The sequence below is a fragment of the Caballeronia arvi genome, from assembly GCF_001544695.2.
GTDB lineage: Bacteria > Pseudomonadota > Gammaproteobacteria > Burkholderiales > Burkholderiaceae > Caballeronia > Caballeronia arvi.
In genome coordinates, this window is the sequence record NZ_FCOM02000021.1 from 104,848 (window position 1) to 117,802 (window position 12,955).

The 12,955-nt window shown below is 62.3% G+C and carries 1 protein-coding gene; it reads left to right on the forward strand.

All coding sequences use genetic code 11. The annotated features are described in order from the left end of the window. Window positions 1-58: 58 nt before the first annotated feature. A partial coding sequence (locus AWB74_RS22695) for a non-ribosomal peptide synthetase (RefSeq protein ID WP_061148966.1) occupies window positions 59-12,955 on the forward strand: 12,897 nt, incomplete at its 3' end.

Here is a 12,955-nt window from a genome sequence, read left to right on the forward strand (position 1 = left end):
TTGACCATCGGTTATCGGGGCACGCACGCATGCGTGCTCTCCTCAACGGATTGATGCCATGCTCAGCCTTCCCCTCGCTCCCGCTCAATCGGGCATCTTCTTTCGACAGCAACTCGATCTGCGCGATCCGCGCTTCAACCTCGCGCAACTGACGGAGATCATCGGACCGCTCGATGTCGAGGTGCTTCAGTCCGCTTTGCGTCAGACGATCGACGAAGCGGAGGGCATGCGCGTGCGCCTGCTCGTTACGGACGGCCTGCCGCATCAGGCGGTGCCCGACGAAGCCTCGAATTTCACGCTCCGCATAGTCGATGTCAGCGATGCGCCCGATCCGATGGAAGCGATCGATCGCGACGTGAAGGCAGCGCTCGCCACGGCTTTCGATCTCGGTCACTGGCCGCTCTTCGATGGTCAGCTTTTTCAGGCCGGCCCTACGCGCTTCTTTCTCTTTCAACGCATTCACCATATTGCGTTCGATGGTTATTCTTTCCTGCTTTTCACGCAGCGCCTCGCAGCGGTGTATTCGGCGCTGATCGAGAAACGCGAGCCCGCGCCCTGCGGCTGGGGACGCCTCGCCGATCTGCTCGACAACGACGCCGCCTATCGCGCGTCCAGCGCGTTCGAAAACGATCAGCGCTTCTGGCGCGATTATCTGGAGAATTGCCCCGAGCCCGTGATCCTCGCCGAATGTATGGCGCACGAGCCGATTCAGGCGGGCGCGCATACGCAGGCGATCGCGCACATGCGTCTGTCGCCGGAAACGACCGCTCGCATGCGTCAGATGGCCGAGCGCAATGGCACGACCTGGCCGCAGATCATGACGGCGGTCATGGCCGCGTATGTCGCGCGTCTGAGCGGCCAGCCCGAAGTCGTGCTCGGCCTGCCGGTCACGGCGCGGGTCGGACGACTGGCGAGAAACGTTCCGGGCATGTCGTCCAATGCGCTGCCGCTGCGCGCGGTCGTGGATGAACGCACGACCATCACTGCCCTGCTCGACGCCGTATCGCGGCAAAGCCGCCGCGTGCTGCGTCACCAGCGCTATCGCGTGAAGGACATCCGGCGCGATGTGGGACGCATCGAATCCGACCGGCCGCTCTTCGGTCCCACCGTGAACATCATGCCCGAGTACAGCCGCGCGCTGGATTTCGCCGGGTGCCGGATCGTGTCGAATCGCTCGTTTTACGGCACGCCCGACGATCTCGCGCTGATCGTGCATGACGAGGGCGATGAACTCGGCATCGAACTGATGTTCGATGGCAATCCGTCGCTCTATACGCCCGAAGCCGTCGATGCCCATGCGCGCCGCTTCACGCGTTTGCTCGAACAGACGCTCGACCGGCCCGATGCGCCGCTGCACTCGTTCGAGCTCGTGCTGCCCGAGAGACAGGCCTTGCTGGAACGCTGGAACGACACGGCCTCCCCGTATCCCGAGCATTTGTGCATTCATCAGCGCTTCGAGCAGCAGGTCCGGCTCACGCCCGATGCGATCGCGCTCGTCTGCGATGACGAGTCGCTCACGTTCGCGCAGGTCAACGAACGAGCCAACCGGCTTGCACATCGTCTGATCGCGCTGGGTGTGCGTCCGGAAGATCGCGTGGCGCTGTGCATGGAACGCGGCATCGGCGCGATCGTCGCGCTGTTCGCGATCCTCAAGTCCGGAGGCGCTTATATCCCGCTCGATCCGGCGTATCCGGGCGAGCGCCTGAGCTACATTCTCGGCGATGCCGCGCCGCTCTTGCTCGTCGCCGATGCCGCCGGCCGTCGCGCACTGGGCGACGTGGGCGCGCTCCGCGTGATCGATCCCGATGCATCGCCCGATGACGCCGTCTCGCACGACGATCCACATGTGCCTGGCCTCGCCTCGCATCATCTGGCCTATGCGATCTATACCTCAGGTTCGACGGGCAAGCCCAAGGGCGTGATGGTCGAGCATCGCCATGTGATGAATCTGCATCACGCATTGCACGCGACGGTATTCGCGCATTGCGCCCCGCACGCGAGCGTGACGCTGAACGCCAGCATCGCGTTCGATGCCTCGGTGCAAAACCTCACTGCATTGCTGGGCGGGCATCGGCTGATCATCGTTCCCGCCGATGTGCGCACCGATGCGATGGCGCTCGTCGACTTTCTCGATACCGCCGGCATCGACGTATTCGACTGCACGCCGACGCAGCTCGAATCGCTGTTCTCCGCGGGTCTGCTCGAACAACGGCAGTCGCCGCTGACGGTGCTCGTCGGCGGCGAACCGCTCACGCCGCAGACGTGGAGCCGTCTCGCCCATGCGCAACAGATTCGCGCGTTCAACGTCTATGGCCCGACCGAGTGCACGGTGGATGCGACCGTCGCGGAGATCACGACTCGACAGACGCAGCCTGTCATCGGCAAGCCGCTCGCCAACACGCGCACCTATGTGCTCGATGCGCGGCGTCGCGTCGTGCCGCCGGGTGCGGTGGGCGAACTGTATATCGGTGGAGCGGGCGTGTCGCGCGGCTATCTGAACCGGCCCGAGCTCACTGCGGAGCGCTTCCTCGACGATCCGTTCGTGCCCGGCGCGCGCATGTACCGTACCGGCGACCTCGCGCGCTTTCATCTCGACGGCAACATCGAATTTCTCGGCCGCAACGATCTTCAGATCAAGATTCGCGGCTTCCGTATCGAGCCGGGTGAGATCGAGTCACAGATCGCGAGTCATCCGGCCGTGCGCGATGCCGTGGTCATCGCGCGTGCGCGCACGCCAGGCTCGCAGGATCAGCAGTTGATCGCCTATGTCACCGCCACCGACGAGTTCGGCATCGACGCAAGCGAACTGCGCGAGCATTTGAGCTCGCGCCTGCCGGACTACATGACGCCCGCCGCGTTCGTCACGCTCGATGCGCTGCCGCTCACGCCCAGCGGCAAGCTCGATCGGCGCGCGCTGCCCGATCCGCAAGCCGATGCCTTTGCGCTGCGCCCCTTCGAAGCGCCGCGAGATCAGACCGAAGCCGCGCTCGCGCAACTGTGGGCCGAGTTGCTCGGCATCGAACGAGTCGGCAGGCATGACAACTTCTTCGCGCTCGGCGGGCATTCGCTGCTCGCGGTGACGCTCATCGAGCGGATGCGGCGCATCGGTCTGCAAGCCAGCGTGCGCGATCTTTTCGCCACGCCCGTGCTCAGCGCATTCGCCGACGCGATCGATTACGCCGCGCCGAAAGCCGACATCGTCGTTCCGCCCAATGCCATCACTTCGGATTGCGAATCGATCACGCCAGACATGCTGCCGCTGATCGAACTGACGCAGGCGGATATCGATCGTATCGTCGGACGCATGCCTGGCGGCATCGGCAATGTGCAGGACATTTATGCGCTCGCACCGTTGCAGGAAGGCATTTTGTTTCACCACATGCTGACGACCGAAGGCGATCCGTATCTGCAGACGGCGCGCCTCGCGTTCGACACCCGCGCGCGTCTCGATGCGTGGCTCGACGCATTGCAGCAGGTCGTCGAACGGCATGACATTCTGCGCACCGCTTTCATTCACGAAGGCGTCACCACGCCCGCGCAGGTGGTGCTGCGTCATGCGCCCGTGAAGATCGACGAGATCGAGACCGATCCCCCGCGGGGGTCCGTGATCGACCATCTCGCGCGCCATTTCGATGCGCGCACGCAACGCCTCGACCTTGCCCGTGCGCCGCTGCTGCATATCGCGATCGCGCATGAAGCCGATAGCGAGCGCTGGCTCATGCAACTGAACTGGCATCACCTGATCGGCGATCATGCGACGCTGGAAGTGATGCATGCGGAAATTGGCGCGATCCTCGACGGGCGCGGCCATTCGCTCGGCGCGGCCCAGCCGTTCCGCGATCTCGTCGCACAGGCGCGGCTCGGTGCGAGTCAGGAAGCGCATGAAGCGTTCTTCCGCGACATGCTCGCCGATGTCAGCGAGCCCACGCTGCCCTTCGGCTTCACCGACGTTCACCATGACGGATCTACCGTCGCCGAAGCGCGCGTGACGCTGCCCGCCGCGTTGAACACGCGTCTGCGCACGCAGGCGCGACACATCGGCGTGAGCCTCGCGAGCCTGTGTCATCTCGCATGGGCGCGCGTGCTGAGCGCTGGCAGCGCGCTCGATTCCGATGGACGCATCGTGTTCGGCACTGTGCTGCTCGGGCGCATGCAGGCTGGCGTCGATCAGGCCTTGGGATTGTTGATCAACACGCTGCCGATTCGCCTCGACGTGAACGATGCATCGGTCGCCGACAGCGTGCGTCACACGCATGAACGTCTCGCCGCTTTATTGCAGCATCAGCATGCGCCACTCGCGCTCGCCCAGCGCTGCAGCGGCGTTGCGGCTCCCGCGCCGCTCTTCAACGCGTTGCTGAACTATCGCCACAATCAAGGCTCCGCCGATGAGCATGAGGCCTTCGACGGCATCGAGCTTCTCGGTGCGGAAGAGCGCACGAACTATCCGCTGACGCTCTCCGTCGATGACAACGGCGACAGCCTCGGACTCACGGCGCAGACCGTCACGCCTCTGTCGCCCGAGCAGTTGTGCGGGTATATGGAACAGGCGCTTGCGAGCCTCGCACAAACGCTCGAAGAAGCGCCTCAGACGCCGGTCAATCAACTCGATGTGCTGCCGCCCGACACGCGCAACTTGCTCGTGAAGACGTGGAACGATACGACCGCGTCTTATCCGGCGGATCTGTGCATCCATCAGTTGTTCGAGCAACAGGCACGGCGTGTGCCGGATGCCATCGCACTCGTCTTCGAGGACGAGTCGCTCACGTATGCGCAACTCAATGCGCGCGCCAACCGGCTTGCCCATCATCTGATCGCGCTGGGCGTCTGCCCTGAAGATCGGGTGGCGTTGTGCATGGAGCGAGGCATCGGCCTGATGGTTTCGCTGCTGGCGATACTGAAGGCAGGCGGCGCGTATGTGCCGCTCGATCCGGCTTACTCGGGCGAACGCCTGAGCCATATCCTCATCGACTCGACGCCCCGCCTCCTGATCGCCGATGCAGCTGGCCGCGAAGCGCTCGGCGACACGGGAACGCTCACCGTGCTCGATCCCGATGCACCGCTCGATGACGCGCTTTCGCAGGACGATCCGCAAACGCCTGTCGCTCCGCCGCATCTCGCTTATGTGATCTACACGTCCGGTTCGACCGGCAAGCCCAAGGGCGTGATGGTCGAGCATGCGCAGATCGTCCGTCTGTTCGACGCGACGCAGGACTGGTTCGGTTTCGACGAACGCGATGTCTGGTGCCTGTTCCACTCGTTCGCCTTCGATTTCTCGGTATGGGAAATGTGGGGCGCGCTGCGTTATGGCGGCAAGCTGGTGATCGTGCCGCAGCATGTGGCCCGGTTCGCGCCGGACTTCCTGCGTCTGCTTCAGCAAGAGGGCGTCACCGTTCTTAATCAGACGCCGAGCGCGTTTCGTGCGCTGATTCAGGCGCAGGAGACCAACGACGCGCCCACTGCGCTGCGTTACGTGATCTTCGGTGGCGAGGCGTTGAATCCGTCGATGCTCGAGCCGTGGTACGCGCGTCATTCGGACCAGAAGCCGCGACTCATCAACATGTACGGCATCACCGAGACGACCGTGCATGTGACCTACCGGCCGCTGACGCGCGAGGATTGCGCGGACGGCAACAGTCCGATCGGCGTTCGGATTCCCGATCTGTCGATCTATCTGCTCGATGCGCAACGTCGGCTCGCGCCTGTCGGCGCGGTGGGCGAGTTGTACGTCGGTGGCGCGGGTGTGGCGCGTGGTTATCTCAATCGGCCGGAACTGACCGCAGAGCGCTTTATCGACGATCCCTTCGTTCCCGGCGCGCGTCTTTATCGCACGGGTGATCTCGGACGCTATCGGCCCGATGGCAGTCTGGAGTTCTTCGGGCGCAACGATCATCAGGTGAAGATTCGTGGATTTCGTATCGAGCTTGGTGAGATCGAAGCGCAACTCGCCAGTCATCCGGCGGTGCGTGAGGCTGTGGTCATCGCGCGTGCGCGGCATGAGGGGACGCAGGATCAGCAGCTCATAGCCTATTTCACGCTGGTTTCCGAGGTCGACGCTGGCGATCTTCGTGAGCATTTGAATTCGCGTCTGCCCGATTACATGGTGCCTTCGGCGTTTGTCGTGCTCGATGCGTTGCCTTTGACGCCCAACGGCAAGCTCGATCGTCGTGCGTTGCCTGATCCGCAGTGGCAGGATCTTGCCGCGTATGTCGGGCCGCGGACTTCGCTGGAACATTCTCTTGCGGAATGCTTTGCCAGCGTGCTCGGCCTCGAACGCGTCAGTGTCTTCGATAACTTCTTTGCGCTCGGCGGACATTCGTTGCTCGCTACTCAACTCGTTTCGCGTCTGCGGGATGCGCTTTCCATCGAGCTGCCATTGCGCACTTTGTTCGATGCGCCCAGCGTTGCTTCACTCGCTGAAGCGCTCGATGAATCGTCTCGTCAAGCGAGTACGTTGCCACCTTTGCAAGCTCTGCCGCGTCCCGCGCATTTGCCGCTGTCTTTCGCACAGGAACGTCTGTGGTTCCTCGAACAGCTCAATCCGGGTCAGTCCACCTATAACATTCCGATAGCGGTGCGCTTGAGCGGATCACTCGACGTTCCCGCATTCGAGACCGCTTTGAACGCGCTCGTAGCGCGTCACGAGAGCTTGCGCACGTCCTTCGCGCAACACGACGGTCAGGCTGTGCAATGCATCGCACCGCAATTGCAAATCGCGATGCCGCTCGTCACGCTCGATACTCAAGCCACCGACGTGCACCGTCTCGCGCAACTCGAAGCCACACGCGCCTTCGATCTCGAACATGGGCCGCTGCTTCGCGCACAACTGCTGCGCCTCGCCTCCGATGAACATGTGCTGCTCTTCACGATGCATCACATCATCTCCGATGGCTGGTCCACTGGCGTGCTCGTGCGCGAACTCGGCGCGTGCTATACCGCTGCTCTGCGTGATGAATCCGTCGCGTTAGCGCCGCTGGCCGTGCAATACGCCGACTTCACGCTGTGGCAACGCGACTGGCTCGCTGGCGCTGAACTCGAACGACAAACGCACTACTGGCGCAATCAACTCGCCGATCTCGCGCCGCTGGATTTGCCCACCGATCGTCCACGCCCGGCGCAGATCAGCGGACGCGGTGCGACCTTGCCGTTTGCGCTCAGTCCCGAGTTATGCGGGCGCTTGAACGCGCTGGCGCATCAGGAAGGCGTCACGCCTTTCATGTTGCTGCTCGCGGTGTTCCAGACCTTGCTTGCACGTTTGTCAGGACAGTCGGAAGTGGCAGTGGGCTCGCCCATCGCCAATCGCACGCATGCACAGATCGAGCCGCTCATCGGCCTGTTCGTCAATACGCTGGTGCTGCGTGCCGATCTCTCCGGCTCGCCTTCCTTGCGCACGTTGCTCGCGCAGGTTCGCGACACGACGCTCGCCGCTTATGCGCATCAGGACTTGCCTTTCGAAAAGCTCGTCGAAGCACTTGCGCCGGTTCGTGACACCAGCCGCACAGCACTGTTCCAGGTGATGTTCGTATTGCAGAACGCGCCGATGGAACCACTTGCCTTGCCCGGCCTCACCTTGGAGTTGCTGCCGCCATCGGAAGCCGGAGCCAAGTTCGATATCACGCTGAACCTGACTCATGCGCGAGACCGCTTCGCCGGCAGCATCAGTTACGCGACCGATCTTTTTGATGAACGCACCATCGCGCGTTTCGGTGAACGCTTCACATGCTTGCTCGAACAGGCGCTCGATCAACCCGATGCGCCGCTGCATGGGTTCGAACTCGTGCTGCCCGAAGAGCATGCGTTGCTCGAACGCTGGAACGACACGGCTGCGGCTTATGCCGAGCATCTGTGTATTCATCAGCTTTTCGAACAGCAGGTTCAACGCACGCCCGATGCAATCGCCCTCGTCTTTGAAGACGATTCACTCACCTACGCGCAACTCAACGCACGCGCCAATCGACTTGCGCATCATCTGATCGCACTGGGCGTGCGTCCGGAAGATCGTGTGGCGCTGTGCATGGAGCGTGGCATCGAGATGATTGTCGCGTTGATGGCAATACTGAAGGCAGGTGGTGCTTACGTGCCGCTCGATCCCACGTCCGTCACGGAGCGGCTCACGTACATGCTCGACGACGCACACGTATCGCTGCTCGTCACTCAAGACCAGCTTCTCGATCGCTTCTCCGATATCGCGAAGAACGTGCAAATCGTCTGCGTCGACACCGATGAAAGTCTGATCGACGGCTGTCCCGCCACCGCGCCCTCCGTCGACACGCGTCCGCAGTATCCGGCTTATGTGATCTATACGTCCGGCTCGACCGGCAAGCCAAAGGGTGTCGTCCTGAGTCATCGGAACCTTGGCAATTACCTGAGCGGCGTGCTCGCCAGAATGAACGTGCCCGCGCCGAGCAGGATGGCGCTCGCTTCCACCATCGCCACCGATCTCGGCAATACGATCCTGTTCGGCGCGTTGGTGGCGGGCCACGAACTGCATGTGCTGTCGAACGAGCGCACCACCGATAGTTACCTGTTCGGACAATATATGCGTGAACGGAACATCGACGTTCTGAAGATCGTGCCCGGACATCTGCGGGCGCTCGTGGACATCACGCACGAATCGGCGCCTGCATTGCCGAGGCAACTGCTCGTGCTGGGCGGAGAGGCGACGCGATCCGACTGGATCACGTCCTTGCAGGCACTCAAGCCCGGCATGCGCATCCTCAATCACTATGGACCGACCGAAACGACTGTGGGCGTGCTGACTCATGCGCTGAGCGATGCCGTTGCCTATGGCATATCGATTCCGATCGGACAGCCGCTCGCCAACACGCAGGCCTACGTACTCGACGAATATCTGCGCCCCGTACCGCTGGGCGTGACCGGCGAGCTTTACATCGGCGGTGCTGGACTGGCGGGCGGCTATTTGCGGCGCGCCGCACTCACTGCACAACGGTTCGTCGCCAGTCCATTCGTACCCGGCACCCGCATGTACCGCACCGGCGATCTCGCACGTTATCGCGCCGATGGCAACATCGAGTTCCTCGGCCGTAACGATCATCAGGTCAAGATACGCGGCTTCCGCATCGAACTCGGTGAGATCGAAGCTCAACTCGTCGCGCATCCGGCGGTGCGCGAGGCAGTGCTCATTGCGCGTGCCCGAAGCGAGGAGTCACAAGATCAACAACTCGTCGCCTATGTCACGCTGCTTTCCGAAGTCGATGTCAGCGTATTGCGTGAGCATCTCGCCACGCACCTGCCCGATTACATGGTGCCTTCGGCGTTCGTCACGCTCGATGCCTTGCCTCTGACACCCAACGGCAAGCTCGATCGTCACGCACTGCCCGATCCTCAAGCCGATGCCTTCGCGCTGCGCCCCTTCGAAGCCCCGCAAGGTCAGACCGAGTCCGCACTCGCCGATCTGTGGGCCGGCTTGCTCGGCCTCGAGCGCGTCGGCCGGCAGGACAACTTCTTCTCCCTCGGCGGGCACTCCTTGCTTGCCGTGACGCTCGTCGAACGCATGCGCCGCATCGGCCTGCACGCCAACGTACGCGATCTCTTCGCCACGCCCGTGCTCAGCGCGCTCGCAGCTTCACTGGAGCATGGTGCGATCACGACCGATATCGTCGTGCCTCCCAACGTCATCACGACCGACAGCACCGCGCTCACGCCCGCCATGCTGCCGCTCATCGCAGTGACGCAAAGCGATATCGATCGCATCGTGGCGCAAGTGCCAGGCGGTATCGGCAACGTGCAAGACATCTATGCACTTGCGCCGCTTCAGGAAGGCATCCTGTTCCATCACATGCTGAGCACCGAAGGCGATCCGTATCTGCAAACCGCACGCATCGCCTTCGACAGCCGCGCGCGTTTCGATGCCTGGCTCGATGCCCTTCAACACGTCATCACGCGGCACGATATTCTGCGCACCGCTTTCATCTACGATGGCATCAGCACGCCCGCTCAGGTCGTGCTGCGTGATGCACCCGCAACGATTCACGAGATCGAACTCGATCCGGCGCAGGGTCCGGCCGCCGAACAACTCGCCCGTCAGTTCGACGCGCGCTCGCAGCGTCTGCCACTCGATAAGGCTCCATTGCTACGGCTGACCGTCGCGAAGGAACCGGGTTCGGAACGCTGGCTGGCGTTGCTCGTCTGGCATCACCTGATCGGTGATCACGTCACGCTGGAGGTGATTCAGAAGGAAATCAGCGCACTGCTCGACGATCGCGCACACGCGCTCGGTATGGCTCAACACTTCCGTGATCTGGTCGCCCAAGCGCGGCTCGGTGCAAGTCAGGAAGAGCATGAAACGTTCTTCCGCGACATGCTCGCCGATGTCAGCGAGCCGACGCTGCCCTTCGGCTTCACCGACGTGCATCACGACGGCTCTGCTGTGGCCGAAACACGCGTGACGCTGCCCGCTTCTCTCAATACGCGTCTGCGCACGCAGGCTCGCCAGCTCGGCGTGAGTCTTGCAAGCCTGTGTCATCTCGCGTGGGCACGCGTGCTCGGTGCAGCCAGTGCGGCCGATTCTGACGGACGCATCGTGTTCGGCACGGTACTGCTCGGACGCATGCAGGCGGGCGTCGATCAGGCTTTGGGCTTGTTGATCAACACGCTGCCGATTCGCCTCGACGTGAACGACGCATCGGTCGTCGATAGCGTGCGTCAAACGCATGAACGTCTCGCCGCTTTGCTGCAACATCAGCACGCGCCGCTCGCGCTCGCTCAGCGATGCAGTGGTGTAGCAGCGCCCGCACCGCTCTTTAGCGCGCTGCTCAACTATCGTCACAATCAAGCTGGAACCGATGAACAGCAGGCCTTCGATGGCATCGAACTGCTTGGCGCCGAAGAACGCACCAACTATCCGCTGATGCTCGCTGTCGAAGACGACGGCGAGAGTCTTGGACTCACCGCGCAGACGGTCGCGCCGTTGTCACCCGAGCAGTTGTGCGGCTATATGGAGCAGGCGCTTTCGAGCCTTGCGCAAGCGCTCGAACACGCACCTCAGACGCCAGTGAATCGACTCGACGTATTGCCGCACGAGACGCGCAACTTGCTGGTGAGCACGTGGAACGATACGGCTGCGTCCTATCCGGACGATCTGTGCATTCATCAGTTGTTCGAGCAACAGGCTCAACGTACACCCGATGCCATCGCGCTGGTCTTCGAAGATCAATCGCTCACGTATGCGCAACTCAATGCGCGTGCCAATCGGCTGGCGCATCATCTGATCGCGCTGGGTGTTTGCCCCGAAGATCGTGTGGCGCTGTGCGTGGAGCGTGGCATCGGCATGGTCGTTTCATTGCTCGCAATCCTCAAAGCAGGCGCTGCTTACGTGCCACTCGACCCAGCGTATCCGGGCGAGCGTCTGAGCCACATCCTCACCGACTCCACGCCGAAGCTTCTGCTCGCCGATGCGGCCGGCCGTGAAGCGCTCGGCGACACGGGTGCATTGAGCGTGCTCGATCCAGACGCATCGTTCGATGGCTCGCAGGACGATCCGCATACATCGGTCGCCCCGCATCACCTCGCCTACGTGCTCTTTACGTCCGGTTCCACTGGCAAGCCCAAGGGCGTGATGGTCGAGCATCGCGAGATGCTGAACTTCCTCTGCTCGATGCGCGATATCACGTCCATGCGTGCAGCCGACAAGCTGCTCGCCGTCACGACCATTGCCTTCGATATCGCGGGCCTCGAGTTGTATCTACCTTTGAGCACGGGCGCCTGCATCGTGCTTGCACGCAGAAGCGATGCAGCCGATCCGGTCGCGCTTCAAAGCCTCATCGCCGAACACGGTATCAGCTTCATGCAGGCGACGCCCGCAACCTGGCGCATGCTGCTCGATACGCAGTGGACGGGTAACGCGCAGCTCACTGCGCTGTGCGGCGGCGAAGCCTTGTCTGCCGGTCTCGCGACGCGTCTCGGTGAGAAGGTCAAAGCGCTGTGGAATCTGTATGGTCCGACCGAAACCACGGTCTGGTCATCGTGCTATCGGACGGGAATTGCAGCGGAAATGTCGTCCACGGTATCGGTCGGTCGTCCGATCGCCAACACGCGCATGTATCTGCTCGATGCGCAATATCAGCTCGTGCCGCCCGGTGCGGTGGGTGAACTGTATATCGGTGGAGCGGGTGTGGCGCGTGGTTATCTGAATCGTCCTGATCTCACTGCCGAGCGCTTCATCGATGATCCGTTCGTTGCTGATGCGCGTATGTACCGCACGGGTGATATCGCGCGATATCGACCCGATGGCAATATCGAGTTCCTTGGCCGGAACGATCATCAGGTCAAGATTCGCGGCTTTCGTATCGAGCTTGGGGAAATCGAGGCACAGATCGCCAGTCATCCGGCGGTGCGTGAGGCGGTCGTCATTGCGCGTGCTCGACACGAGGGGACGCAGGATCAGCAACTCATCGCTTATGTCACCGGCATCGAAGAGATCGACACAGACGCCCTTCGTGAGCATCTGAACTCGCGTCTGCCCGACTACATGGTGCCTTCGGCATTCGTCGTGCTCGATGCGTTGCCTTTGACGCCCAACGGCAAGCTCGATCGCCGTACGTTGCCCGATCCGCAGTGGCAGGATCTTGCTGCATATGTCGGACCGCGCACATCGCTCGAACACACGCTTGCGCAGTGCTTTGCCAGCGTGCTCGGTCTCGAACGCGTCAGCGTTTTCGATAACTTCTTTACGCTTGGCGGGCATTCGCTACTCGCTACTCAACTCGTTTCGCGGCTGCGTGAAGCGTTTTCGATAGAATTGCCTTTGCGCACGCTGTTCGATGCGCCCAGCGTTGCTTCACTCGCTGAAGCTTTGGAGCTGTCATCTCGTCAAGCCAGCACGTTGCCGCCTTTGCAAGCGCGTGAACGTCCTGCGCATCTGCCGTTGTCTTTCGCGCAGGAACGTCTGTGGTTCCTCGAACAGCTCAATCCGGGTCAGTCCACCTATAACATTCCG